Source organism: Streptomyces sp. NPDC102467, assembly GCF_044765445.1.
Taxonomy (GTDB): Bacteria; Actinomycetota; Actinomycetes; order Streptomycetales; family Streptomycetaceae; genus Streptomyces.
In genome coordinates, this window is the sequence record NZ_JBIWKA010000001.1 from 525,431 (window position 1) to 551,392 (window position 25,962).

Annotated in this window: 17 protein-coding genes and 1 pseudogene; 10 read left to right on the top strand and 8 right to left on the bottom strand. The window is 71.5% G+C overall.

From position 1 onward, the window contains the following. The gene (locus ACIREE_RS02375; RefSeq protein WP_404145030.1) at positions 1–957 is read right to left on the bottom strand and encodes a DUF4097 family beta strand repeat-containing protein; all 957 of its coding nucleotides are present in this window, start codon (positions 955–957) and stop codon (positions 1–3) included. Between the two features lie 165 nt (positions 958–1,122). On the opposite strand from ACIREE_RS02375, the gene ACIREE_RS02380 reads away from it, so the two are divergent. Next, a complete protein-coding gene (locus tag ACIREE_RS02380; RefSeq protein WP_404145032.1) occupies positions 1,123–1,947 on the top strand; it encodes a hypothetical protein in 825 nt (274 codons plus the stop codon). Between the two features lie 89 nt (positions 1,948–2,036). On the opposite strand, the gene ACIREE_RS02385 is transcribed toward ACIREE_RS02380, so the two are convergent. Continuing rightward, complete coding sequence (locus tag ACIREE_RS02385) at positions 2,037–2,222, bottom strand: DUF6104 family protein (RefSeq protein WP_363196004.1); 186 nt, start codon at positions 2,220–2,222, stop codon at positions 2,037–2,039. A gap of 166 nt (positions 2,223–2,388) precedes the next feature. Here ACIREE_RS02385 and ACIREE_RS02390 point away from each other — a divergent pair, with 166 nt between their 5' ends. The 7 genes from ACIREE_RS02390 to fxsT all read left to right on the top strand — a co-directional run bounded on the left by ACIREE_RS02390 (position 2,389) and on the right by fxsT (position 13,747). Then, entirely contained in the window at positions 2,389–2,745 is a 357-nt protein-coding gene (locus tag ACIREE_RS02390) for a CU044_2847 family protein (protein WP_404145034.1), read from the top strand. Continuing rightward, positions 2,742–4,754 carry a trypsin-like peptidase domain-containing protein gene (locus ACIREE_RS02395; protein WP_404145036.1) on the top strand — a complete coding sequence of 671 codons (2,013 nt, stop codon included), beginning with the start codon at positions 2,742–2,744 and terminating at the stop codon, positions 4,752–4,754. The genes ACIREE_RS02390 and ACIREE_RS02395 overlap by 4 nt, the downstream gene beginning before the upstream one ends. 151 nt (positions 4,755–4,905) lie before the next feature. After that, entirely contained in the window at positions 4,906–5,916 is a 1,011-nt protein-coding gene (locus ACIREE_RS02400) for an AAA family ATPase (RefSeq protein WP_404145038.1), read from the top strand. A gap of 3 nt (positions 5,917–5,919) precedes the next feature. Next, entirely contained in the window at positions 5,920–9,273 is a 3,354-nt protein-coding gene (locus ACIREE_RS02405) for an SAV_2336 N-terminal domain-related protein (protein ID WP_404145040.1), read from the top strand. Continuing rightward, on the top strand, positions 9,270–9,437 hold the full coding sequence (locus ACIREE_RS02410) for a hypothetical protein (protein WP_404145042.1): 168 nt from the start codon (positions 9,270–9,272) through the stop codon (positions 9,435–9,437). The genes ACIREE_RS02405 and ACIREE_RS02410 overlap by 4 nt, the downstream gene beginning before the upstream one ends. Next, on the top strand, positions 9,434–10,672 hold the full coding sequence (locus ACIREE_RS02415; protein ID WP_404145043.1) for an FxsB family cyclophane-forming radical SAM/SPASM peptide maturase: 1,239 nt from the start codon (positions 9,434–9,436) through the stop codon (positions 10,670–10,672). Before ACIREE_RS02410 ends, ACIREE_RS02415 begins: the two co-directional genes overlap by 4 nt. A gap of 69 nt (positions 10,673–10,741) precedes the next feature. Next, positions 10,742–13,747: an FxSxx-COOH system tetratricopeptide repeat protein gene (gene fxsT / locus ACIREE_RS02420; protein ID WP_404145045.1), complete on the top strand. Its 3,006-nt coding sequence runs from the start codon at positions 10,742–10,744 to the stop codon at positions 13,745–13,747. A gap of 86 nt (positions 13,748–13,833) precedes the next feature. Here the strand turns inward: fxsT and ACIREE_RS02425 are convergent, their stop codons facing one another. From ACIREE_RS02425 to ACIREE_RS02440, 4 genes are all read right to left on the bottom strand, one after another. Further along, positions 13,834–17,637 (bottom strand): multifunctional oxoglutarate decarboxylase/oxoglutarate dehydrogenase thiamine pyrophosphate-binding subunit/dihydrolipoyllysine-residue succinyltransferase subunit, encoded by a 3,804-nt coding sequence (locus ACIREE_RS02425; protein ID WP_404145047.1) that lies wholly within the window; start codon positions 17,635–17,637, stop codon positions 13,834–13,836. 240 nt (positions 17,638–17,877) lie between these two features. Further along, positions 17,878–19,008, bottom strand: a complete 1,131-nt coding sequence (locus tag ACIREE_RS02430) for an ATP-binding protein (protein ID WP_404145049.1) — start codon at positions 19,006–19,008, stop codon at positions 17,878–17,880. Further along, positions 19,005–19,745 carry a response regulator transcription factor gene (locus ACIREE_RS02435; protein ID WP_404145051.1) on the bottom strand — a complete coding sequence of 247 codons (741 nt, stop codon included), beginning with the start codon at positions 19,743–19,745 and terminating at the stop codon, positions 19,005–19,007. Before ACIREE_RS02435 ends, ACIREE_RS02430 begins: the two co-directional genes overlap by 4 nt. Before the next feature lie 94 nt (positions 19,746–19,839). Further along, positions 19,840–20,526 (bottom strand): spermidine synthase, encoded by a 687-nt coding sequence (locus ACIREE_RS02440; RefSeq protein WP_404145053.1) that lies wholly within the window; start codon positions 20,524–20,526, stop codon positions 19,840–19,842. A gap of 241 nt (positions 20,527–20,767) precedes the next feature. On the opposite strand from ACIREE_RS02440, the gene ACIREE_RS02445 reads away from it, so the two are divergent. Continuing rightward, the gene (locus ACIREE_RS02445; RefSeq protein WP_404145055.1) at positions 20,768–21,550 is read left to right on the top strand and encodes a rhomboid-like protein; all 783 of its coding nucleotides are present in this window, start codon (positions 20,768–20,770) and stop codon (positions 21,548–21,550) included. A 28-nt stretch (positions 21,551–21,578) separates the two neighbouring features. On the opposite strand, the pseudogene ACIREE_RS02450 reads toward ACIREE_RS02445, so the two are convergent. Continuing rightward, positions 21,579–22,580 (bottom strand): annotated as a pseudogene (locus ACIREE_RS02450) (DUF3626 domain-containing protein); the annotation flags it as partial. Between the two features lie 52 nt (positions 22,581–22,632). Then, a complete protein-coding gene (locus tag ACIREE_RS02455; RefSeq protein ID WP_404145057.1) occupies positions 22,633–23,298 on the bottom strand; it encodes a GNAT family N-acetyltransferase in 666 nt (221 codons plus the stop codon). 168 nt (positions 23,299–23,466) lie between these two features. On the opposite strand from ACIREE_RS02455, the gene lon reads away from it, so the two are divergent. Further along, positions 23,467–25,878, top strand: coding sequence for an endopeptidase La (gene lon, locus ACIREE_RS02460; protein ID WP_404145059.1), 2,412 nt, complete (start codon positions 23,467–23,469; stop codon positions 25,876–25,878). Positions 25,879–25,962 lie beyond the last annotated feature (84 nt).

The window sequence follows — 25,962 nt, forward strand, 5'->3', positions numbered from 1 at the left end:
TCAGAGCACCTTCTTGTCGGCGGGGGCACCGGCGGGGCCATGGGAAGGCCCATCGGAGGAGTCGTCGGAGGGGTCGTCGGAGGGGGTGGACGGCGCGGGGCCGCCCGGTGTCGCGCCCATCGGTGCCGGCGCGTCGAACGGGCTGTCGTCCTCGCCCGGGGGCCTGCGGAGCAGGGCGATCGAGCCGGAGACCGTGCTCGCCTTCAGGGCGCCGGTGCCCGCGCCGAGCCGACCGGCGATCTTGTGTGCGCCCCACTGGCCGGAGACCCGCAGTCCGTCGAAGGCGTTGGAGACCGCGCCGCTCGCCGTGTTCGCCTCGACCTCCGTGTCCGCCGGGTGCGGGATGCGGATGGCGATCTCGCCGGAGACGCTCGTCAGGCTCACGTCCGTGGGCCCCGTCGGGTCCAGGTCCACGACCATCGAGCCGCTCACGGTGTCGGCCTTCACGAAGGAGCCCGAGCCCTCGACGACGGTCAGATCGCCCGAGACCGAGCTGAACCTCAGGTCGCCGGTGACGGCCTGCGCCTCAAGGCTGCCGGAGACCGTGCTCGTGCGCACCGGACCCGTGACGCCGACGAGGGTGGTGTCGCCGGTGACGCTCTTCACCTCCGTCGCCCCCGCCAGGCCGGAGACCACGGCGCCCGCGCCGACCGCGCCGAGCTCGACCCGCGTACCGCTCGGTACCGCGAGCGAGACGACCGCGCTGCGGTGCCAGCCCTTGCGGTCGAGCCACTTGAGGAAGCCCTTCCAGGGCAGGTCGTCGTAGGCGACGGCGAGCGTGCCGCCTTCCTGCGTGACCCGCAGCGGCGGCCCCTCTATCCGCGAGACCTCCAGGCGGGCGGAACCTTCGTCGGTGCCCACCACGTTCACCGTTCCGTTGACGATGCGTATGTGCAGGGCCGTCACCGGCTCGTCGAAGGCGAGCTTCTGCGGCTCCGCGACGGACCACTCGGGCATGGTGCGACCTCCTCCGGAGCGAACGCGCCATATCGCGTCCTGTGCCAAACACGATATATCGCGGATGTGAGAAGTCAAGACAGTCGCGACCTCGTGCCCGGCGGAGAGGCCCCCCAAAGGGCCTATTTGTGGTCTAAATCTGGCTAATTGCCCTAGCGTGGAGCCATGCCGTCCCCCGAACCCGCCGGTGCGCTGCTGCTCTGCCGCGCCGAAGCCGCCACCGTCGGCCCCGCCGCCCAGCTGCTGCGTGAGCGGATGCTGCTCGTCGGAGCCGGGCGCGAGTGGAGCGTCCTCGTACCGGAGGGCAAACCGTGGCTGGCCGCGACGGACAGTGGCGGCGAACCCGTCGACCGGGTCCTCGGCGGCTGGGCCGGCGCGCTCGCCGTCGGCGCGCCCTGGCCCGTGCTCGCCCTGTGGTGGGACGCCGACCGCAGCGGATTCACGCTGGCCTCGGGCTTCCGCCGGCCGGTCGGCTACGTCTGGCTCGCGAACGGCACCCCGGTCGGCGAGGACGAGGCCATGCGCACCTTCGCCGCCCGCCTCGGCCTCGACCCGGTGCACGACGTGCAGTCCCTCCACGCGCTGACCGAGGCCGACACCGCGGCCGACGCCCGGGCCCGGCTGCTCGGTCTGCTCGCCGTCCTCACCCGCACCGGCCTCGAACTCCCCGCGGGCCTGACCCCCGGCGAACCGGCCGACAGGCTGCGCGAGGTGGCCCGGGTTCAGGCCGACGCCGAGACGGTCGAGTGGTCGGGCTGGCGGGACGCCGTCCACGCCGAACTCGACGTCGTGGAGAACACCGGCGTCGGCCCCTGGATGCGCGGCCCCAGGGCGCGCTGCCTCGCCGCCGCCCAGCTCGCGGCCGGAGTGCCGCTCACGCTGCACGGCCTGCGGCGGCGCAGCGGCGGCTGGCTCACGGCCGGCGCCCTGCTGCTCGGGCACGGCGCGCTCGGACTCGCGTACGACAGGATCCGCGCGGCCCGCGACTGAATCCCCGAACCGGTCGGCGACTGCTCCCGGTCAGGGACTGAAGGGATTACCCCCGGTCAGGGACTGAAGGGACTGCTCCCGGTCAGGGACTACTCGTCGTCCTCGTCCTCGTCGTCCAGTCGCGCCAGCCACGTGGCCAGGCGCTCCACCGGCACCTCGAAATCCGGGTTCAGATCGACGAACGTACGGAGCTGCTCGGCGAGCCACTCGAAGGTGACTTCCTCCTCGCCGCGCCGCTTCGCCAGCTCTTCGATGCCGCGGTCGGTGAAGTACATGAACAGCTCTCCTGCGTCCTGATCCGTGATTGTTCTCGGCCAGCCTACGCATCCGCCTCGCAAGCGTGGCCGGATCACGCCCAACGAGGCTCGCCAGGGAAGTGACGGACGCCTAATCTCATCGCACCACATGATGTGGACATGTGGGGTTGAACGGGGGGGCTCGATGAGCGGTATTCAGAAGATCACTCTGCCGGGCGGGGCTGTCGTGCACGCACGGCTCACCACGTCCGACGCCTACGGTGGAGACGACCAGGACATCGGGTTGCTCGACGGCGCCGCCGTGAAAGTCGAGCAACTCGGTGAACTCGTGCGCGGGGTGGGGCAGTCCGTGCTCGACGCCGCACGCGCCGCGGGGCCGGATCAGGCCGAGATCACCTTCGGTGTCGAGCTGACGGCGAAGTCCGGCGGGGCCCTCGCGGTGCTCGCTTCCGGCGAGGCCAAGGCGTCGATCCAGGTGACGTTGGGCTGGACCTTCGGCGACGAGCACGGCGCTGCCTCGGAGGCCGGCCCCAACCGATGATCCAGGAGGGTTCTCACCTCGACTCCCTCGCGCAGGCCGCAACCGTACATCTGCTGCCGGACGGCATGGACGGCCCCGGGCTGTGGGGCAGCGGTTTCTTCGTCGCGCCGGGGCTCGTGCTCACCGCGGCCCACGTGCTCAGACCCCATCTCAACGGGCGCACCGACACGGTGTTCGGGGTGCGGGGCAGCAAGGTCAACGACGACATACCGCTCCGTGCCCGTCTTCTGGGCTGGCTGCTGCGCGACTCCGCGGAACCGGCTGTCCCCGCCGACGAGGACCTCGCTCTCGTCCGGCTCCTGGACGCCGACGTCGAGCACGAGTGCGTCTGGCTCTCGGAGCGCGCGGTCCGGCACACCGGGCCGCTGCGGGTGCACGGCTACCGCATGGAGGAGGGGAGAGCGGGCCGGCGCGTCGTGCCCTGGAGCGTCAACGCGGAGACGAACGTCCTCGACGGCACCAACGGTCTGCGCTTCAGACCCGATGCCGACTTCCCCAACGGAGTCTCCGGCGGCCCCCTGCTCGACGCGGAAAGCGGCGCCGTCGTCGGCGTGGTCAAGTCCCGGCGCTTGGAGCGCGACGGTGGAGCGGCGGTCTCCACCCTTGCGCTGCGCGGGTTCGGCGCCCACTACCGTGACCTGGTCGTCGCGCACGATCAGTGGCACGGCAAGCGGCACCGCACTCGGGGGCGTGGTGATCGCTGGATCGACCTCCAGACCAAGGAGCTCGACGCCGAGGCGGTGCCCGGTCCTGGCGCCTGGACTCCGCGCGACCGCCGCACCGCACTGCGGTTCCTCGCGGGGCTGCCCCAGCCGGCCGAGGCGCATGCCGTACGCCGGCTCGCCCTCGCCGCCCGCAGCGAGCAGCAGTGGCCCGGACAGGCGCAGGGCCCGGTGTGCTGGCGCGACGGGTACGGCCTGCTCCAGGACGGCTCGCGCCTCCTGTCCCCGCTGGTCGCGCTCCGCTATCTCACCCTCGTCGGCGCGTACGTGGCCGAACGCGACCGGAGCGAAGCCGTCGACGCGACGCTCGAGGAACTGGCCGCCTGGGTGGACGACCGGCTCGCCGAGCACCCGGAGTCCGCGCTCTCCGCACTGGTCACCGAGGCGCGGCTGCCGGACGAACTGCGGCCGCGCCCCGACGGCCCGCCCCGCGCCGTCGTGCGGTACCCGTCGCAGGGTGACGGCAGGCCGGTCGTCACCGTGGTGCTCGACCCGGTCATCGGGGTGAGTCCCACGCGCTTCTTCTGGCAGGTCTGGCTCGATGACGGCGAAGGCGAGCCCCGGATGACCGCGGCGGACCCCTCCGTCGAGGGCTGGCCGGCCGAGGAACTGACGCATCTGCTCGGTCCGCCCCTCGCTCGGGCGTTCCGGTCCGGAGACCGTGAACGCCGCCCCGTGCCCCTCGAAGTCGCCCTCCCCGCAGGGGAGTTCGACATCGGAGTGCACCGGTGGCGGTTCGCCACCGTCGCCGCCCTCGACGACCACGCGTATCTGGGAGCGAAGCGGCAGGTCGTCGTACGTGACCTCGCGCGGCGTGCCGAACCCGACGAAGGCGCGTGGGCCGATCGCTGGCGGGGTCTCGGCGAGGGGCGTCCGTTGGAGGCGTACCGGGTGCCGGAGCGGGGCCGCACCCCGCAGGCCGCCCGTTACGCCAAGCTGCCCGCCGCGAGCGTGCCCGTGTTGTGTCGCGCCGCGGGGCGTGGCCTGGGACTCGACACGATGGCGGCGGTGCTCGACAGCGGCCACCCCGTGGCCCTGTGGCACATCGAGGGGCACTCGGCGCGCGGCTGCGCCGCACACTGTGACGACCTGCACGCACAGGTGGCCGAATACTTGCGGGGCATCGACGCCCTTGACGAACTCCCCGACCGCATCAGGCACTTGCGGAAGGAGATCAGCGACCGGCACACCGGATCCCGTTGGGCCGAGCCGCTCGCGCTGCTCTATGACGATCCCGAACGTCCGCTGCCCGGCGCGGGTCTCGGCGTCGTGGACGCACCGCTGTGAGGCCGTCGGCAGCACCCGGGCGCCCGGGATGGCCGAAAGGGAGCGGTCGACGAGGGGGAGGCGGGTACATTTTCAGGGGCCCGTACCGGGTGTTCGCCACCCTGGCCGGCCAAGCCGTGGAGAGCGGGCGACCGCCGAGGGGGAGCACACCGTGACCGGATGGTTCGTGTACCAGGGCAGTGGCGCCCCGGATCCGGGCAGGATCGACAGCCTGCCCGAGCCCCCACCCTGGCGGGCCTTCGATGCCGAGCCGACGCCGTACGACGTGCCGGAGATCGACTCCGCGACCACGCGGCGGCTCGGGAGCTCGGCGCCGCTGTTACCCGTACAGGACTCGAAAGCGCTCCAACTCGTCAACGCGGCCCTCTACTTGAGGCGCCCCATGCTCGTCACCGGAGACCCCGGCGCGGGCAAGTCGACGCTCGCGCACTCCCTCGCGTACGAACTCGGCCTCGGCCGGGTCCTGGAGTGGCCGGTCGTCAGCCGCACGGAGCTGAAGGACGGCCTGTACACCTACGACGCCATCGGCCGGCTGCACGACGCGCAGCTCGACCGGGGCGGGGCGGACGGGATCTCCGAGGACGTCGGCCGCTACGTCAAACTCGGGCCGCTCGGCACCGCGCTGATCGCCGCCGACCGGCCCCGCGTGCTGCTCGTCGACGAGCTGGACAAGAGCGACATCGACCTCCCCAACGACCTCCTGAACGTGCTGGAGGAGGGTAGGTTCGCCATCCCCGAGCTGGAGCGGATCGCCGACCGGAGGGCCGAGGTCGACGTCCTCACCGACGACGGGCGGCGGGTGAAGGTCAAGAACGGTGTGGTGCGCTGCAAGGCGTTCCCCGTCGTGGTGATGACCAGCAACCGGGAGCGCGAGTTCCCCCTGCCGCTGCTGCGCCGCTGCGTCACCCTCGATCTCCAGGCGCCACGGGAGCAGCGGCTCGCCGCGCTCGTACAGGCGCACTTCGGCGAAGGCTCGTACGAGGCGAACCGGGACATCGTCGAACTCTTCACCGCCGCCGAGGCGGACGGCGCGCTGCGCCCCACCGACCAGTTGCTCAATGCCCTCTTCCTCACCCAGCACGCGGTCCGCGGCCAGTCCGAACGGCAGCGCGAGGACCTCGCCGACCTGCTGATGCAGCCACTCGACCACGGGCTTCGGTGACCGGTGTCCGCGAAGGATGCGGGTGCCCTCCTCACCGCACTCGCGCAGCGCCTGCGGCAGGCCGAGCTCGACCCCCTGGCCGGGGAGCTCGCCGACGCCGTGTGGCTGGCCAGGCACCTGGGCGAGAGCTCCGGCACCCCGGTGGCAGGCGAGGCGCGGCCCGTTCTCCCGCCGGACGTACCCGGCGCCCCGGGCACCCCGCCGAGCCCGCCCCCGGCGCCACCGGGGCAGGCTTCTTCCGGTGGCGGTTCCGAGCGGCTCGGGGGGCCCGCCACGGGGCGTCTGTTCGTCCCCACGGCGACCGCGGACAGCGCGCACGGGTTACGTACCGCGGCCGTGCGGGTGCCGGCCGCCCCCGCGCTTCCGGATGCCCTGGGGCTGCAGCGCGCTCTGCGGCCGCTGCAGCACTACAGGCCGCCCGGCCGCCGGCCCGCCCGGCTCCTCGACGAGGAGGCCACCGCCGAACTCGCGGCACGAGCGGACGGGTTGCTCGTCCCCGTGCTGCGGCCCCGGCGACGCCGGGAGGCGCGCCTGCTGCTCGTGATGGACATGTCCACCTCCACGGTCGTCTGGCGCCAGGCCCTCGACGAACTGCGCGACGCCTGCGAGCGGGCCGGCGCCTTCCGTGACGTACAGGTGCACTTCCTGTTCGCGGACAGTGCGGGAAGGCCCGGCCACACCCCGATGGGCGGCAGCCCCGCGCGACTGCGCGACCCGCGTCTGCTCGCCGACCCCACCGGACACCGCATCACCCTGCTGCTGAGCGACTGCGCCGGGCCCATGTGGCGCAGCGGGCACATTCAGCAACTCCTCCACGCATGGGCGCAGTCCGCGCCGGTCGCCGTGGTGCAGCCGCTGCCCCAGCGGATGTGGCAGCGCACCCATCTGCCCGCCCGGCGCGGTGTCCTCCACCGGCGCGAGGGCCCGGCAAGGCGACTGGAGTTCGTCCCGGAGCGGGGCCCCGCGGCGCACGGCAGACTGCCCGTACCCGTCCTCGCCCTGCGCCGCTCCTCCGTAGAGGGCTGGGCCCGCCTCATGTCGGGGGCCACCGGGCGCTCACTGCGTGCGGCGGCGGGCTGGGTCAGTGCCATCCATCCCGCGTCCGACAGCCCGGTGCGCGCCCGGCAGGACATCGCCGGTGCGGAGCGCGTACGCGCTTTCCTGAACCAGGCGTCGCCGCCCGCACGGCAACTGGTCGTCGCCCTCTCCACAGTGCCGCTGTATCTGCCCGTCATGCGGCTCGTGCAGCACGCCATGCTCGCCGACAGTGGGCCCGAAGTCCTGGCCGAGGTGCTGCTCAGCGGACTGGTCCGGCGCCGCGACGAGGCCGCGGACCCGGACGCCGTCCGCTACGACTTCCTGCCGGACGTGGCCACCGCGCTGCGCTCCCGCCTCGATCCGCAGGACGCGCAGCTGCTCCTCAAGCACTGCTCCGACTACGTGGAGCGCCGCTTCGGCCGCGCCGCCCGCAACTTTCCGGCCCTCGCCGCCGCGGTCCTGCACGGCCGCGTCCCGGCCCCCGGCACGGAGCTGTCGGCCGAGCCCGCGCTCGGCGCGGGGAGCGGGGAGCCGCCCGGGCTGCGGGCGTTCGCCGAGGTGTCGATGGAGGTGCTGCGGGATCTGGCGCCGGGAGTGGAGATTCCCGGCGGGGGCGGCGGCGGAGCCCCGTTGGAGTGGGAGGAGGTGTTCGAGGAGGGCGATCTGGCCTTCGCCGCGTATCTGGACGAGGGCGAGACGCGCGAACTGGACCGGGCCGTACGGCTCTTCGAGGAGACCCTGCGCGACGCGGCGCAGGGGGAGCAGCAACGGCGGGCGGCGGAGGCGTTGGGCTGGGCGCTGTACCAGCGCTGGCGGGCAAGGTCGGCCCCGGACGATGTGAGCAGGGCCCTGCAGTTGTTCACGGCTGCCCCGGAGCTCTCCGTGGTGGGACAGGCCCACTTCGCGGGGGTGCTCAGCGGGCTGGCAGTAGCAACGGATCAGGACCAGGTGCAGGTGGGGCAGCTTCCCGCCGAGCTGCGTGACTGGGCACGCTCGCTCGCCACCGAGGAGAGGCCCGCCAAGGACTGGGCGGCCGTAGAGCTTCTCCGGCGCTGCACCGATGTGCTCGGCGCCACGGTGCGGGTCGACCTCGACGCGGCCGTCGGGCGCGGGATGTTGGCGACGACGCGGCGGCTCCTCGCGCAGACGCACGCTCTATTGGCGTGGCAGGTCCATCTTGCCGAGCCAGGAGGGCACTTCCCTGCGGAGAGTGAGCGGGCCTGGTTCATCGACCACATGGAGCGCTGCATCGAAGTGGCCGGCGCGCTGCTGGAGGACGACGCCGTGGCGGGGCGCCAGGTGCGCGCCGAGGCGCATCTTCATCTGGCGGACCTCTACGCCGGTGAGCTGGTGCTCGACGGTGCCGACGGGGTGGACGCCGCTGCCACGGTCCGCCATGCCGAGGCCGCGAGGGAGGACTATCGAGCAGTGGTGGACGCACTGGGCGATGAGCCCGGTGAGTCACTCTCCGAAGCGCACCTCGGCCTTGCCCGTGCGGGGGAACTGCTGGGAGACGCGGCGGACGAATCGGCCGCCGAACTGCGGCGGGCGCTCGATGCCGCAGGGGAGGCGCCGGAGCTGCGCTACGAACCTTTGAGTCGCATCGCGGCTCTGTACGGTGGCCTCTACCGCTCCGACGCCGATCAGCAGGCATTGGACCTTTCTGTCGCCGCCTACGCCCAGACACTGGAACTGCTGGGCGAGGACGATCACCGCCGACATGAATTGCTCCAGGACTACAGCGAGATGCTCCTTGAGCGGGCGACGCTGGAACTTTCCCAGGACAGCCCCGACGCGACGTATGTGTACACCGCTGTCGAGGCGCTGCGTGAGGTCGTCGCCGCGACGCCTGCCGACGGGCCGGACCTGCCGTACCACCGGATGAGGCTCGGCCACGCCTGCCTCACGCGCTACATGGTCGAGGGCGTCGTGACCGACCTGCACGAGGCGGACTGGATACTGGCGGAAGCGGCACGCGGCTTCGGCTTCGATCGACCGGTGCTGCGTGCCCAGTGCCTCGGCATGCGCGCGGACGCGGCGATCCAGCTCGCCGCTCGCACCGGCCGGCGTGGCCAACTGCGCTCCGCCCTGAGCTACTTGGCCGAGGCGCTCGAAGCCGCGCGCGAGACCGACGAGGCCGACCTGGTCGCCGGACTGCTGGGGAGCAGAGGGGGCGCGTTGTTCGAGATCGGCCGTAAGCCCGAGGCCGAAGCCGCCTTCCAGGAAGCGCTCGCTCTCGTACGCGACCCCGATCTGCGCGCCGTGCTCGAAGCCGACCGCGCCCGCCTCCTCCCCCCGGAGGCGGCACCCGCCCCATGACATCCCCCAGAGGCGAGGACATCTCCGACCCGGGCACGCCGCTGCCCGCCTTCGCGCCCCCTGACCACACCGCGCACCCGCGCCTCGCGGCCGTCCTCCTCGACGTACGACGCCGGGCGGACGACGAGGACGGCACCGTGGCCCAGTACGAGGACGCCCCGTGAGCGCGCCCGTCCCGCGCTGGCCGCACGACACGCTGGACACCCGGCAGCACACGCCGGTCCCGCTGCGGCAGTTCGTGCTGAAAGTGCACAGCCGGTGCAACCTGGACTGCTCGTACTGCTACATCTACCACTCCAGGGACGGCAGTTGGCGCGACCGCCCGGCCCGGGCCGACAGCCGGACGCAGCGGGCGGCCGCCGCACGTATCGCGGAGCACGTCGTCACCCACGGGCTGACCCGCATCCGGGTGGAGCTGCACGGGGGCGAGCCGCTGCTCGGGGGGCCGGGCCCGGTGCTCGACTACGTCGCCGCCGTGCGGGAGGCCGTGCCGGCGTCCTGCCGTGTCCTCGCCACCGTGCAGACCAACGGGACGTTGCTCACGGAACCGGTACTGGAGCGGCTGCACGCCGCGGGAATCAGGGTCGGGCTGAGCCTCGACGGCGGCCGCGCCGGGCACAACACCCGCAGGGTCGATCACGCGGGACGCCCGGCCTGGCAGGCCGCGCGCGCGGCGGCCGGGAGGCTGGCCGGGCGTCCCGAGGCGTACGCGGGGATCCTGTGCACCATCGACCTCGCCGCCGACCCCGTCGCGGTGTTCGAGTCGCTGCTCGAGTTGCGGCCGCCCGGCATCGACTTCCTTCTGCCGCACGGGAACTGGGATGCCGTGCCGCAGGGGCTCACCGCGGGCCGCGCGCCGGGACGGCACCGGCCGGACGCGAGCCCGTACGGCGACTGGCTGGTGCGGGTCTTCGACGCCTGGTGGGACATGGGGGGCCGGGGGACGGACCGCGGGACGCGGGTCAGGCTGTTCCACGAGATCGTGGCGGTCCTGCTGGGGGCGCCCAGCGCCGTCGAGGCCGTCGGCCTGTCGCCCCTGGCCGCCATCGTCGTGGAGACGGACGGGGCGATCGAACAGGTCGATTCGCTGAAATCGGCGTACGAAGGGGCGCCCGCGACGGGGCTCGACGTGTTCCGCAACCGCTTCGACGACGCCCTCCGCCATCCCGGTGTGGCGGCGCGGCAGATCGGCGAGCGTGCGCTGGCGGAGGAGTGCCGCTCGTGTCCGGTCGGGAGGATGTGCGGGGGCGGCAATTACGTGCACCGGTACGAGCCGCACTCCGGGTTCAAGAACCCCAGCGTGTACTGCGCCGATCTGGAGCGGCTGATCCGGCATGTGGCCGGCCGACTGAACCACGAGTTGGAATTGTCGAAATCTGTCCCAACTGGCTGCCACTGAAACGGTTTTGACACACAATTGAATTACCTGTGCACGCTCGTGACAGGGCGGTTCGAAGGGGACAGGCACATGCAGGGTGAGTCCGCCCACGTCACGGTGGTCTTCGCGGGGCAGAGCGAGTCGTGGGCGCGGTGGATCGAGAGCCGGATCAGCGAGGCCGGCGGCGCCACCGCTCTGGTGCGCTGGAACCCGCTGCGCAGGCCACCCGCGCCCGGGGCGATCACCGATCTGCTCGGCGGCCCCGGGCGGGTGCTCATCGTCATCGACGACTGGTTCGAGCGGCTCGATACCCGCCGCTTCGAGGCCTGGACCGAGGTGGTGAGCAACGTACTGCCCCAGTACCAAGATCGGGTGTCGGCGGTCTCTGTCACCACCCGTCCGCTTCCCGACGCCGTCATGCCGCTCTCCCCGGTCGGCCTGCGCAGCCTGCGCCCCGCGGCGGCTGCCGCCAGGGTCCTGGAGTGCGTCGGCATGGACGTACCCGACGCGTTCGACGCACTCGACGATCCGGACGGCGGCCCTGCCGGGACGGGCACATCGGAGCCCCGCTTCCCCGACGATCCGCTCGACGTGTGGAAGGCGCCGCGCCGCAACCCGCGTTTCCTCGGCCGGTTCGACCTGCTTCAACAGGTGTACGACCAGTTCGGCGCCGCCGAGCAGGGCATCGGCACCGTCGTGCTGCACGGGCCGGGATGCATCGGCAAGACGCAGGTGGCGCTGGAGTACGTACACCGGTTCTCGGGCGACTACGACATCGTGTGGTGGGTCGACGCCACCGGGCGCATCACCGCCCGCCAGCAGTTCGCCGAACTCGCGCCGCGCCTCGGATTGGAAGCACCGGGCGAACTGTCCGCGGTGATCCGCGCCGTGCAGCACGAACTGGCCACGACGGACCGGCGTTGGCTGCTGGTGCTCGATGCCGCGGACGCACCCGACCGCATCGCCGATCTGCTGCCCGAGTGGGACGGCGGCCGCGGCGGCCACGTCCTGGTCACCGCGTTGAGCACCGAGTGGGCGCGGCACGCCGAGCCGATCGCCGTGCCGCCTTTCGAGCGCATGGAGTCCGTGGCCCTCGCCGTGCGCCGCTCCGAGCGGCTCACCGAGCCCCGCGCGAACCAACTGGCCGCCGCCGTGCAGGACGTGCCGTTGCTGCTCGACCAGATGGCCTCCTGGCTCGACCTCAACCCGATGGCCGACGTGGACGCGTTCATCCACGACCTCGAAGTAGGACTCCCTGACGTCGCGGGCAGCGTCGTCCCGTCGCCGGAGTACCCCTACGGCTACCAGGTCGCCTGGGCCAGGCTGCTCAACACCCTGCGCCAGGAATCCGACCCGGCCTGGCAGCTGCTGAACCTGCTGGCCTGTTTCTCCCCCGAAGTCGTCCCCGTGCGGCTCCTGCAGACGGCCCGGCCGCACGGGCTGCCGGACGCTCTCGCCGACCTCGTCAGGGAACCCAGCAGTTGGAACGCCGCGCTGCGGCGGCTCTCCGAGGTCACGTCCATGTGGGTCGAGTACGAGGAGGGCCCCCGGGACATCCAGGTGGTGCGCACGGTCCGCATGCACCGCCTTTTCCACCGGTACGTGCGCTCCGTGCAGGCGCCCGAGGACGCCGCACAGTACGCGAGGGTGGCCCGCCGGGTCCTGGTCGACGCCGACCCGCGCGATGCGGCGTCGCCGGGCAACTGGGCCCGCTATGCCGCGCTGATCCCGCATCTCGAACCGTCGGGCGCGCTGCAGGCCGAGGACGCCGACGTACGGGCGCTCATCCTCAACTGCATCGAGTACCTGCGGATGCGCGGTGAGCACGCCGACGGCCGGTGGCTGAGCGACCGAGCCGTCGAGGCCTGGCGGAAGGTCTACGGCCCCGCCGACAGGGAGGTGCTCGTGGCGGAGCACCAGCTGGCCAACAACCTCCGCTCACTGGGACATCTGGTCGAGGCGGAGGCCGTGGGCATCCGGGTCCACGACCTGCTCTCGAACAGTCCGGAGGTCAGGCCCATCGAACTCATCCGCGCGAAGGACGGCCTCGGTGGCACCCTCATGGCACTCGGCCGCTACGACGAGGCCCACGCACTCTTCAAGGAGGCGGAGGCCCGCGCCGTCGCCGAACTGGGGGGCGACGAGGTCCCGAGAACGCTCTCCATCCGCAGCAACCTCGCTGTCGCCATCGGTCTGCAGGGCCGCTACGAGGAAGCGCTCGTCCTGCACCAGCAGACGTTCGAGACGCGCGTGCGGCTGCTCGGAGGCAAGCACGCCCTCACGCTCAACTCCGCGCTGCGCACCGCCTGGATGCTCCGTCTGCTCGGCCGCTACCAGGAGGCCCTCGCCATCCAGGGACACAACTCCCGGCTGCACGGCCAGGTACTCGACCGGCACCACAGCCAGACCCTGGAGGCGGAGCACAACCTCGCACTGTGCACCCGGCGCGACGGGGAGATCGACGTCGCCCATGCCCTGATGCGCGGGGTACGCGAGAAGGTGCTCAGCCGATGGGGCGAGCAGCACCCGCACGCACTCCTCGTCTCCTGCGACTACGCGATGCTGCTGCGCGAAATGGGTGACCTGACCGAGGCACTGGAACTGGCCGAGGCCACGGCGGAGCACTACGCGGTGCTCCAGGGCGACGAACACCCGTACGCGATCGGGGCCCGTGACAACATCGCGACCGTGCTCCGCCAACGCGGGGAGGGGCGCGCGGCGCTGCGGATCTGCGAGGACGTGACCCGTCGGATGGCCGACGCCGTGGGGCGGGGGCACCCGTGGGCCGTCGGCTGCGCGAAGAACGCCATGGCCGCGTACGCGTCGGTGGGCGACCACGAGTCCGCCGTCGAACTGGGCGACACGACGTTGGCGCTCGCGCGGACGGTGCTCGGTGACGTCCACGTCCTGACGATCAGTCTGCTCGCCGGGCTCGCCGCTTCGTACGAAGAGGTCGGCCGCGCGCCGGAAGCGAGGGAGCTGCGCCGGCAGGCGGCCGACCAGCTCGGAGAACTCCTCGGCCCCGATCATCCGCAGACCCGCTACATCCTCGAACAACGGCTGCCCTACTGGGATTTCGAGCCACAGCCCATCTAGGACCCTGGTCGCGCACGCCGAAGGCCTGGCACCTCTCGCGAAGAGAGAGGGCCAGGCCTTCGGCATGTGTCCGCTACGGGAGAGCCTTACGCGTCGAACACCTCACGCACCAGCTGCTCCTGCTCGGCCTGGTGACGCTTGGCCGAGCCGACCGCCGGGGAGGAGCCGTGCGGGCGCGAGATGCGCCGCAGCCGCTCCGCGCCCGGGATGTCGGCGCCGACCGCCAGGTCCAGGTGGTCGATCAGGTTGAGCGCGATGAACGGCCAGGGACCCTGGTTCGCCGGCTCCTCCTGCGCCCACAGGTACTTCTCGGCGTTCGGGTACTTGGCGATCTCGGCCTGGAGCTCGGTACCCGGCAGCGGGTACAGGCGCTCGACACGGATGATCGCGGTGTCGGTGACGCCGCTCTTCTTCCGCTCGGCCTCGAGGTCGTAGTACAGCTTGCCCGACACGAAGACGACCTTGCGGACCGCCTTCGCGTCCACCGACTCGTCGCCGATGACCGGACGGAAGCCGCCCGTCGTGAACTCGTCGACCTTCGACGCGGCGGCCTTGAGGCGCAGCATCGACTTCGGGGTGAAGACCACCAGCGGCTTGTGGTGCGGGTTGTGCACCTGCCACCGCAGGAGGTGGAAGTAGTTCGACGGGAGGGTGGGCATGGCCACCGTCATGTTGTTCTGCGCGCAGAGCTGGAGGAAGCGCTCGATACGGGCCGAGGAGTGGTCCGGGCCCTGGCCCTCGTAGCCGTGCGGCAGGAGCAGGGTGACGCCGGACGTCTGGCCCCACTTCTGCTCGGCGGCCGAGATGTACTCGTCGACGATCGTCTGCGCGCCGTTGACGAAGTCGCCGAACTGCGCCTCCCAGAGCACGAGCGACTCGGGACGCGCCAGCGAGTAGCCGTACTCGAAGCCCATGACCGCGTACTCGGAGAGCAGCGAGTCGTAGACGTTGTAGCGGGCCTGCTCGGGCGAGAGGTAGAGCAGCGGGGTGAAGTCCTCGCCGGTCTCCCGGTCGATGAGGACCGCGTGGCGCTGGCCGAAGGTGCCGCGGCGCGAGTCCTGGCCGGACAGGCGCACCGGGGTGCCCTCCAGGAGGAGGGAGCCGATGGCGAGGGTCTCGCCCATGCCCCAGTCGATCGTGCCGTCCTCGATCATCGCGGCGCGGCGCTGCAGCTGCGGCAGCAGACGCGGGTGCACCGTGACGTTGTCGGGGATGTTGACCTGGGACTCTGCGATCCGCTTGACGGTCTCCTGGGTGATCGCCGTCTGCACGGCCACAGGGAACTCGGCCTGCGGGTCCGGGAGCTGCGCCTCGGCCGGGGCCGAGACGGCCTCGCGGACCTCGGTGAAGACCTTCTCCAGCTGGCCCTGGAAGTCCTGCAGCGCCTGCTCGGCCTCTTCCAGGGTGATGTCGCCGCGACCGATGAGGGACTCGGTGTAGAGCTTGCGCACCGAGCGCTTCTTGTCGATCAGGTCGTACATCAGCGGCTGCGTGAACGCCGGGTTGTCCGACTCGTTGTGACCGCGGCGGCGGTAGCAGATGAGGTCGATGACGACGTCCTTGTTGAACGCCTGGCGGAACTCGAAGGCCAGACGGGCAACGCGGACGACGGCCTCGGGGTCGTCGCCGTTCACGTGGAAGATCGGCGCCTCGATCATGCGGGCCACGTCCGTGGCATACATGGAGGAGCGCGAGGACTCCGGGGCGGCGGTGAAGCCGACCTGGTTGTTGATGACGATGTGGACCGTGCCGCCCGTGCGGTAGCCGCGCAGCTGCGACATGTTGAGCGTCTCGGCGACCACACCCTGGCCCGCGAAGGCCGCGTCACCGTGCAGGGCGACGGGCAGGACCGTGAAGTCCGTGCCGCCCTTGTTGATGATGTCCTGCTTGGCGCGGACGATGCCCTCGATGACCGGGTCGACCGTCTCCAGGTGGGACGGGTTGGCGGCCAGCGAGACGTTGATCTGCTCGCCGTCCAGGCCGGTGAAGGTGCCCTGGGCGCCCAGGTGGTACTTCACGTCGCCGGAGCCGTGCATCGACTTCGGGTCGAGGTTGCCCTCGAACTCGCGGAAGATCTGCGCGTACGACTTGCCGACGATGTTGGCCAGCACGTTCAGCCGGCCGCGGTGGGCCATGCCGATGACGACCTCGTCGAGGCGGGCCTCGGCGGCGGAGTCGATGACCGCGTCGAGCAGCGGGATGACGGACTCGCCGCCCTCCAGGGAGAAGCGCTTCTGGCCGACGTACTTCGTCTGCAGGAAGGTCTCGAAGGCCTCAGCCGAGTTCAGCCGGCGCAGGATGCGCAGCTGCTCCTCGCGCTCCGGCTTGGAGTGCGAGCGCTCGATGCGGTCCTGGATCCACTTGCGCTGCTTCGGGTCCTGGATGTGCATGAACTCGACGCCGGTGGTGCGGCAGTACGAGTCGCGCAGCACACCGAGGATGTCGCGCAGCTTCATCATCGACTTGCCGGCGAAACCGCCGACGGCGAACTCGCGCTCCAGGTCCCAGAGCGTCAGACCGTGCTCGGTGATGTCCAGGTCGGGGTGCTTGCGCTGCTTGTACTCCAGCGGGTCGGTGTCGGCCATGACGTGGCCGCGGACCCGGTAGGAGTGGATCAGCTCGAAGACCCGCGCGGCCTTGGTGACGTCGTCGTCGTGCGAGGCGTCGATGTCCTTGAGCCAGCGGACCGGCTCGTAGGGGATGCGCAGGGCCTTGAAGATCTCGTCGTAGAAGCCCTGCTCGCCGAGGAGCAGGTTCGCGACGACGCGCAGGAACTCGCCGGAGGCGGCGCCCTGGATGACCCGGTGGTCGTAGGTCGACGTGAGCGTCATGACCTTCGAGATGCCGAGCTTGTTCAGCGTGTCCTGGGACGTGCCCTGGAACTCCGCCGGGTAGTCCATCGAGCCGACGCCCATGATGACCGACTGGCCGGGCATCAGACGCGGCACCGAGTGGACGGTGCCGAGGCCGCCGGGGTTGGTCAGCGAGACCGTGACGCCGGTGAAGTCGTCCATGCCGAGCTTGCCGTCGCGAGCGCGGCGGACGATGTCCTCGTAGGCCTGCCAGAACTCGAAGAAGTTCAGCGTCTCGGCCTTCTTGATGCCCGCGACGACCAGCTGACGGTCGCCGTTGGGCTTCACCAGGTCGATGGCGAGGCCGAAGTTGATGTGCTCCGGCTTGACCAGGGTCGGCTTGCCGTCCTTCTGCACGAAGGAGTAGTTCATCGACGGCATGGCCTTGATGGCCTGCACCATCGCGTACCCGATGAGGTGCGTGAAGGAGATCTTCCCGCCACGGGCGCGCTTGAGGTGGTTGTTGATGACGATGCGGTTGTCGAACAGCAGCTTCACCGGGACCGCACGCACGGACGTGGCCGTGGGGACCTCGACGGAGGCGTTCATGTTCTTCGCGACGGCGGCGGCGGGACCGCGCAGCGTCACGAACTCGGGGCCGGCGGGGGCCTCGGTCGTCACTGGTTCAGCCTTCTTCGGAGCGGGGGTGGCGGGCGCGGGCTTCGCGGCGGCGGGCTGCGCGGGGGCCGGGGCGGCAGCAGGTGCGGGCGCCGCGGCGGCGGGCTTCGCGGGAGCTGGGGCCGGGGCCGGTGTGGCGGCGGCCGGAGCCTGCGCGGCGGGTGCCGGCTGGGCCGGGGCCGCGGGCTTCTGGGCCGGCGCCGCGGTCGGCGCAGCCCCCGCGGCTGCGGCACCTGGCTTGTAGTCGGCGAAGAAGTCCCACCAGGCTCTGTCAACCGAATTCGGGTCCTGGAGGTACTGCTGATAGATCTCGTCGACGAGCCACTCATTGGGACCGAAGGCGGCGGCAGGGTTTTTTCCCTGCCCGGCTTGGTCGGTCTCGGTCGAGATACTCGAGTTACTGGGGGACTGTGGCGACACGGCGGTAACCGCCCTCTTCCGCTTCTCACAAGGTGATGGACAGCGGGAATAAAGGCTACGCCTCCATCAGCGGGACGTGCAGACCGGGCCGGTGATCCGTAGCGTAAGTCACATCGGAAGGTACGTTTCGCGACGGGAAATGGCGGGAAACAACCGGGGTTTCGGTACGTTCGGACACGCGCCCGGCACGTTCGGAAACGTCAGGGCACGGCTTGACCTCCGCCTGACCGAAACCCTACGTCAACTTTGCGTTCGCGGCTCTCCCGGAAGGGTGACCTTGATGCGGCAGCCGCGCTCGGATTCCGCCACGCCGATCCGGCCACCGTGCAGGTCCACGGCCCAGCGCGCGATGGCGAGGCCGAGTCCCGTGCCGCCGTCACCCTTCCCCTTGCCGTTGTTGCCCCGGTTGAAGCGCTCGAAGACCCGGTGCCACTCCGACTGCGGGATACCCGGCCCCTCGTCGAGCACCTCGAGCTCCAGCGACTCGGGGGTGAGGCCGCGCCGCGCCCGTACGGTGACGCGGCCGTGCGGCGGCGAGTGCTTCACGGCGTTGTCGATGAGATTCGCCACGACCTGGTGGATCCGCTCCGGGTCGGCGTGCGCCGTCAGCTCCGGCGGGGAGACGTCGAGGTGGAGATGGACGTCGGTCCGCGTATGGGTGCCGGAGCCGGAGGCGATGCCCGCGCGCTGGGACACCGCCATGTTCGCTTCCTTGAGCACGCCGGACAGATACGGCCAGACCTCGAAGCGGCGGGACTTGAGCGGGACCACGCCGTTGTCGAGGCGGGACAGATCGAGGAGGGTCTCGACGAGCCGGCCGAGCCGCTCCGTCTGTTTCAGCGCGGTGCGCATGGTCTCGGGGTCGGCCGACATGACGCCGTCGACCACGTTCTCCAGGACCGCGCGCAGCCCGGCGATCGGGGTGCGCAGCTCGTGCGAGACGTTCGCCACCAGCTCCTTGCGCTGCTGGTCCTGCGCCGCCAGCTCGTCGGCCATGCGGTTGATCGTGACCGCCAGGTCGCCGAGCTCGTCACGGCGGTCCGCGCCCCGGACCCGTCGGGTGTAGTCGCCGTTGGAGATGGACCGGGCCACCGTGTTCATCTCGTCGAGCGGTGCGGTGAGGCTGTGTGCCACGAACTGCGTGATCAGCAGGGTCGCGATGATCGAGAACACGGTGATGAAGCGCAGCTCCGTCGCCGTGTACATCGCCACCATGAGCAGGCCCGTGGTGATGAAGACGGAGACGACGACGAGCGTGCCGAGCTTCGCCTTGATCGAGAAGGGGCGCAGGCCGCCCGACGCCCACTGGTTGAGGGGATGCGGCCTGTGCGGGCGGCCGTACGGTGCCCGGTCCCCGGCGCCAGGGCTCATGACGGGGTCGGCGTCTCCAGCGCGTACCCCACACCGTGCACGGTGCGGATCCGCTCCGCGCCGATCTTCCGGCGCAGCGCCTTGATGTGGCTGTCCACGGTGCGGGTGCCCGAGGCGTCCGCCCAGTCCCAGACCTCGGCGAGCAGCTGCTCACGGGAGAGGACGGCACGGGGGGTGTTCGCCAGGCACACCAGGAGGTCGAACTCGGTCGGAGTGAGATGGACGTCCTCGCTCCGGACCCGCACGCGGCGCTGTGCGTGGTCGATCTCCAGTTCGCCGAGGCGGAGGATGCCGCTGCGGGGGGTCGCCGCGGCGAGCGCCGCCCGTTCGACCCTGCGCAGGAGTACGTGGACCCGCGCCGCCAGTTCCCGCATGGAGAACGGCTTGGTCATGTAGTCGTCGGCCCCGACGCCGAGCCCGACGAGCATGTCCGTCTCGTCGTCGCGAGCCGTCAGCATCATGACCGGCACCGGTCGCTGCGCCTGTACGCGACGGCAGACTTCCAGGCCGTCGAATCCGGGCAGCATGATGTCGAGGATCAGCAGGTCGGGCTGCCATGCCTCAGCCGTGTCGACCGCCGCCGGTCCGTCCTGTGCGGTTTGCACGAGGAATCCCTCGGCCCGTAGCCGGGCGGCGATGGCGTCCACGATCGTGGGGTCGTCCTCGACGACCAGAACCCGGCGCTGAGCGCCGGGGGTCGCCGTGCCGCCGTTGTGGGAGGTGTGTGTCTGCTCCATCGCCCCGCCCCTGAATGCGCGCCGTCCTGACGCGCTTGACGCTTGAATGATCTGGGTTTCGGACGTCAGCGTACGGGGAGTTACCGCCGGTCGGCTACGCGGCCCGTACTGCGAGGTGCACCACGTCGGGTACGCCTCGGACAACGGGGATCTCTTCGGTGCGGACCGTCCGGAATCCGGCATTCCGCAAGGTTCCTTCGAAATTTGCGGAGGGCTGTGCGGACCAGACGGCCAGTACACCGCCGGGATTCAGACGGGCATGACACGTGCCAACTCCGGCGGGGGAGTAAAGGCCGTTGTTGTCCTCGGTGACGGTCCAGTCGGGACCGTTGTCGATGTCGAGGCAGAGGGCGTCGTACGTGACCGACGTGGTGTGCAGGTGGCGGACCAGGTCGGCCTCGAGGATCTCCGTGCGCTCGTCCGCGACGGCCGCGGCGGACAGGGCGCGCAGCGGTCCTGTCAGGTGCCAGTCGACGATGGCCGGTTCGCGTTCCACGACGGTGATGCGGCCCCAGCGGGGCTCGGCCGCCGCGTGGGCCAGGGAGAACCCGACGCCGAGCCCGCCGATCAGGAGGCTCGGTCCGGGCCGGGCGGCGGGGAGTTCGGCGAGTGCCGCGTCGATGAGCAGCCGCTCGGAGCGCCCGTCGGAGGTGTCCATCAGGAACGTGCCGTTGGCGATGATCTGGAGCAGGTCGCCGTGGCGGCGCAGGACGACTTCGCCGTGCGGGCCGGTGCGGCGGTCGAGGACGGTGGGCGGTTCGGTGGGGAAGCTGTCGGGCATGCGGCCATTGTTCTCGGGCGGCCGCGGATTGCACTCCGTTACTTGAGGTCGGCGCGAGGCTACTGTGCGTTTCCGGGCGCCCGTTGCGGACGCCATCCGCATCTGTGAGGTTGCTGTGATTCGGGTCTCACATGGCGCCTGTCATAGACAGGGGCGCCGGGTGGGGCGAAGTCTGGGCTGGATCCGCCGGTGCGGATCCGTTCGAAAGGTTCGGAAAGGGGTGGCTCACGTGGAACCAGGCGTGACGACCGCCGTCGAGACGGCGCCCGCTCCCGAGGCACCGCGTCCGCTGAACGGCATCCCGGCACAGCCGCGGCCCCCGGTCGCGGAGACCGGCCCGCGCCGCCGCCTGCGGCCCTGGCGGCTGCTGCCCGCACCGGCCGGGACCCCCTTCACCTTCACGTACGCCCTCGTCCTCCTCGGCACATCCCTGTTCATGGAGTTCGCCGACCCGGACACGGTCTCCGCCGCACTCCGTGCATCCAGCACCGATGTAACCCATCTGGCGCAGTCGCCGGTACTGGTGCTCGTGGCCAGCGCACTGTGGATCGCGGGCGGCATCACCTCACCGTTCGTGATCGCGTTCGTCGTCGTGCTGACCGCTCTGGAGCGGCGCATAGGCGGCCTGCGCACAGCCGGTGTCTTCCTGCTCGGCCATGTCCTGGCGACCCTGGCCACCGAGATCCCCGTGGGCCTTTCGGTGATGGCGGGACACCTCCCCGACAGCTCGCTGCACCGCCTCGACTACGGCATCAGCTTCGGCGTCGCCGCGAGCATCGGGGCGCTGGCCGGGCTGCTCACACCGTGGCCGCGCCTGCTGGTGCTGGGCGGGTTCGCGGCGATGCTCCTCCAGGACCTGATCGCGTTCACCGACCCGATGACGAGCTGGGGTCACCTGCTGGCCCTGGCCATCGGCGTCGCGACCTGGCCGCTGCTGCGCCGCCGCCACTTCCTGCTGTCCGGGCGGGCCGGCGCTCCCGCGCGCTCGTCCCGAAGCGCACGACGCAGTGCCACAACTGTTTGAGGTACTGCGCCACTTCGTCCCGGGTCCCGTACGCCGCCCAGCCCTGCGGTGACCTGACCGCGTCCGCGGCGGCCCGCCCGACGGCGGCCGCGTCCACGCCGCCGTCGCAGGTGAACTCCGCGCGGACGCGCGCCGCGACCGCCGGCAGCACGGGCCCGCGGAAGTCCGCGAGGTCGGCGTCCCGGCCCTCGGGTCGCAGCACGTACCCGGCGTGCCACTCCACCGGGGGCCCGAGGCCGACGAGGAGTTCGCCGGCGCGGGTGCCGCGGAACGACGGATCGAGGACGAGCGCCTCCGCGTCCCTGGCCAGGTCCACGTCGCCGTGCACCTGCGCCTCCACATAGAAGTCCAGCGAACGCCCGACTCCGGACGGACCCGACGGGCCCGACGGGCGCGGCAGTCCGCGGATCACCGCCACCGGGTCCGCGCGCGCGACGCCGAGGGACTGCCCACTCGTCCCCGCGTCCTCCACCAGCGCGGCCAGCACGGGGTACAGCGCATCGGCTGTGCCCACATCGGCGGGCCCGACATGGCTGTCCCCGAAACAGAAGGTGGCCCGCGCGGTCGCCTCCGGCCGCAGCCGCACATGGCAGGACCCGAAGCGCGGTGCGGCCCCGTCCGCGTGGCGCATCACGTTCAGCGCGCCGTACTTGGGCCGCTCCACGGCGGCCGCGCCCGTGTACGCCCCGCCGAACAACCGCTCTTCCCAGCCGTCGCGCAGGCCGCCCGGGTGCGCGCTGCGGCTGCCGTTCGACAGGCCCGTCTCGTACTGGCCGCGGTAACGGCCGTCGGCCGCGAGCCGCTCGGCGACCGTGGTGCGCCCGTCGGGGAGCAGCCGGTCCGGATGGAAATTGAGGGTCACGCGCGCGTGGGCGCACAGATCCGCGATCAGAGCGGCGGCGGCCTTTGCGGTGACGCCGTGCGCTCCGAGCCGGTCGAGCGCGCGGTCGCGGTCCGCGCGCCCCGCCGCGCGCAAGTGCCGCAGGGCAGCCTGCTGGGCGCCGGTGAGCGGGAGCGCGGGGGCGGTCATCGCCGCAGTATCGAGCGGCCCGGCCCTTCCCGGCAAAGGAATAGCGGTGCTCTCAGGCCGCCGCTTCGACCGCTCCCAGGTGCTTCGCGTTCGTCAGCGGCGCCACGATCCGCCAGCCCACCGCCTCGTACAGGAGGCGTCCCTCGGGGGTGCAGGCGAGGACGGCGCGGGTGGCTCCCCGGGCGCGGGCCGCTTCCTGCAGCGTGCCCATGACCACCCTGCCGAGGCCCTTGCGGCGGTGGAGCTCCGACGTCTCGATCTGGTCGACGACCGCGCTCGCGCCGGTCGCGGCGGTCTGCCCGCGCGCGGCGAACGCCCCGTCCGCGTCGGTGAGCAGGACCCGGGTGACGCCGCCGCGGCTCCAGGCGTGCAGCCGGTAGCCGGGCGGGGCCTCCGGCGCGGCGGCGGGCGTCAGCTCCGTCGTCATCAGGAAGTCGCCCGAACCGTACGGCTGCCACTCGGGACCGAGCCACGGCAGCACCCGCTCCGGGTCGGCGAAGACCTTGAGGTGGAAGGCGCGGGCGCGCGTCGACCCGGCGACCTTGCGGACGTCGTCCTCGCGCACACCGTCGTTCGTGGCGCCGAGCACATGGCGGCCGGGCTGCTCGGGCAGGCCCACATGGACCGTGTATCCCCAGGGTTCGACGAGCGGGGGAGCGGCCCCGCGCGAGACGGTCCAGCCGTCGACCCAGGCTCGTACGAAATCGTCCCCCGCCATGCGCGCGCTCCCCAGTCCGTAATGGTTCTTATCGGCATGCGAACCTTACTCAGCGCGATTCCGGCAGCGACAGACGTGATCGCTCAGAGCGAACGCGCGGCGGGGAACATTCGGAGGCGCCCGTGCATTGAGTCGACATAGCTCAACTTCACTGCCAAAGGGGAGATCATGACCTCGACGTCCACATCGCTCACCTTGCCCGTGCTGCCGCTCGACGACGAGGTCGTGCTGCCCGGCATGGTGGTGCCCCTGGACCTGAACGACACCGACGTACGCGCCGCGGTGGAAGCCGCACAGGCCGACGCCCGGTCCAGTGGGGACAGCAAGCCGAAGGTGCTGCTTGTTCCGCGGATCGACGGCACGTACGCGAACACGGGGGTGCTCGGCACCGTCGAGCAGGTGGGACGCCTCGCCGACGGCGACCCCGGCGCCCTGATCCGCGGCCGTGGCCGCGTGCGGATCGGCGCGGGCACCACCGGGCCCGGCGCCGCCCTGTGGGTCGAGGGCCTGACCGTCGAGGAGGAGGTGCCCGAGCCCCTGCCGGGCGCCGTCACCGAGCTGGTCAAGGAGTACAAGGCGCTCGCCACGAACTGGCTGAAGAAGCGCGGCGCCTGGCAGGTCGTGGACCGCGTCCAGCAAATTGACGACGTGTCCACCCTCGCCGACAACTCCGGGTACTCGCCCTTCCTCACCACCGACCAGAAGGTCGAACTCCTGGAGACCGCCGACCCGGTCGCCCGCCTCAAGCTCGCCACCGAGCACCTGCGCGAGCACCTCGCCGAGCAGGACGTCGCCGAGTCGATCGCCAAGGACGTACAGGAAGGCGTCGACAAGCAGCAGCGCGAGTTCCTGCTGCGCCGCCAGCTCGACGCGGTCCGCAAGGAACTGCGCGACCTCAACGGCGAGGCGGAGGGCGAGGAGTCCGACGACTACCGCGCCCGCGTCGAGGCCGCCGACCTGCCCGAGAAGGTCCGCGAGGCCGCGCTCAAGGAGGTCGAGAAGCTGGAGCGGTCCAGCGACCAGTCCCCCGAGGGATCCTGGATCCGCACCTGGCTCGACACCGTCCTCGAACTGCCGTGGACCGAGCGGACCGAGGACGAGTACGACATCAAAGGCGCCCAGCAGATCCTCGACGCCGAGCACGCGGGCCTTCAGGACGTGAAGGAGCGCATCACCGAGTACCTGGCCGTGCGCAAGCGGCGCTCCGACCGCGGCCTCGGTGTCGTCGGCGGCCGGCGCGGCGGCGCCGTGCTCGCCCTCGTCGGCCCGCCCGGCGTCGGCAAGACCTCGCTCGGCGAGTCCGTGGCCCACGCGATGGGCCGCAAGTTCGTCCGCGTCGCCCTCGGCGGCGTGCGCGACGAGGCGGAGATCCGCGGCCACCGTCGTACGTACGTGGGCGCCCTGCCGGGCCGCATCGTGCGGGCGATCAAGGAGGCCGGGTCGATGAACCCGGTGGTCCTGCTCGACGAGATCGACAAGGTCGGCTCCGACTTCCGCGGCGACCCCGCCGCGGCCCTGCTCGAAGTCCTCGACCCGGCGCAGAACCACACCTTCCGCGACCACTACCTCGAAGTCGAACTCGACCTGAGCGATGTGGTGTTCCTGGCCACGGCGAACGTCCTCGAAGCCATCCCCGAGGCGCTGCTCGACCGGATGGAACTGGTGCGGCTCGACGGCTACACCGAGGACGAGAAGGTCGTCATCGCCCGCGACCACCTGCTCCCGCGCCAGCTGGAGCGGGCCGGCCTGGAGAAGGACGAGGTCACCCTCGACGAGAGCGCGCTGCGCAGGCTCGCGGGCGAGTACACCCGCGAAGCGGGCGTCCGGAACCTGGAGCGCTCCGTCGGCCGGCTGCTCCGCAAGGTCGCGGCGCAGCACGAACTGGGCGAGCGGAAGCTGCCGTTCACGGTGACCGACGCCGACCTGCGGGCGCTCATCGGGCGGCCGCACCACGTGCCCGAGTCGGCGCAGGACCCGGCCGAGCGGCGCACCGCGGTGCCGGGCGTCGCGACCGGGCTCGCCGTGACCGGCGCCGGTGGTGACGTGCTCTACGTGGAGGCGTCCCTCGCCGACCCGGAGACCGGCGCGTCCGGACTGACCCTCACCGGTCAGCTGGGCGACGTCATGAAGGAATCGGCCCAGATCGCGCTCTCCTTCCTGCGCTCGCACGGCGCCGAACTGGAGCTGCCCGTCGGCGACTTGAAGGAGCGCGGCGCGCACATCCACTTCCCGGCAGGGGCCGTGCCCAAGGACGGGCCGAGCGCGGGCGTCACCATGACGACCGCCCTCGCCTCGCTGCTGAGCGGCCGTCTGGTCCGTACGGATGTGGCGATGACCGGGGAGGTGTCACTGACCGGGCGGGTGCTGCCCATCGGCGGCCTGAAGCAGAAGCTGCTCGCCGCGCATCGGGCCGGGATCACCACGGTGATCATCCCGAAGCGCAACGAGGCCGACCTGGACGATGTGCCGGCCGAGGTGCTGGAGAAGCTGGATGTGCATCCGGTGACAGATGTGCGGCAGGTTCTGGAGCTGGCGCTTGCTCCGGCTTCGGCGGGGCTGGAGGTTCCGGTCGCGGCGTGACGGGTGCGATCGGATGGCGGAGGCCCGGGTTCCCTTGGGAGCCCGGGCCTCCGCGTACCGTCACGGGGCTTTGCCCCGGGCCCC

Coding starts and splice junctions, on each gene's coding strand:
- ACIREE_RS02375 (WP_404145030.1), bottom strand. CDS start 957: ATGCCCGAGTGGTCCGTCGCGGAGCCGCAGAAGCTCGCCTTCGACGAG.
- ACIREE_RS02380 (WP_404145032.1), top strand. CDS start 1,123: ATGCCGTCCCCCGAACCCGCCGGTGCGCTGCTGCTCTGCCGCGCCGAA.
- ACIREE_RS02385 (WP_363196004.1), bottom strand. CDS start 2,222: ATGTACTTCACCGACCGCGGCATCGAAGAGCTGGCGAAGCGGCGCGGC.
- ACIREE_RS02390 (WP_404145034.1), top strand. CDS start 2,389: ATGAGCGGTATTCAGAAGATCACTCTGCCGGGCGGGGCTGTCGTGCAC.
- ACIREE_RS02395 (WP_404145036.1), top strand. CDS start 2,742: ATGATCCAGGAGGGTTCTCACCTCGACTCCCTCGCGCAGGCCGCAACC.
- ACIREE_RS02410 (WP_404145042.1), top strand. CDS start 9,270: ATGACATCCCCCAGAGGCGAGGACATCTCCGACCCGGGCACGCCGCTG.
- fxsT (WP_404145045.1), top strand. CDS start 10,742: ATGCAGGGTGAGTCCGCCCACGTCACGGTGGTCTTCGCGGGGCAGAGC.
- ACIREE_RS02430 (WP_404145049.1), bottom strand. CDS start 19,008: ATGAGCCCTGGCGCCGGGGACCGGGCACCGTACGGCCGCCCGCACAGG.
- ACIREE_RS02435 (WP_404145051.1), bottom strand. CDS start 19,745: ATGGAGCAGACACACACCTCCCACAACGGCGGCACGGCGACCCCCGGC.
- ACIREE_RS02440 (WP_404145053.1), bottom strand. CDS start 20,526: ATGCCCGACAGCTTCCCCACCGAACCGCCCACCGTCCTCGACCGCCGC.
- ACIREE_RS02455 (WP_404145057.1), bottom strand. CDS start 23,298: ATGGCGGGGGACGATTTCGTACGAGCCTGGGTCGACGGCTGGACCGTC.
- lon (WP_404145059.1), top strand. CDS start 23,467: ATGACCTCGACGTCCACATCGCTCACCTTGCCCGTGCTGCCGCTCGAC.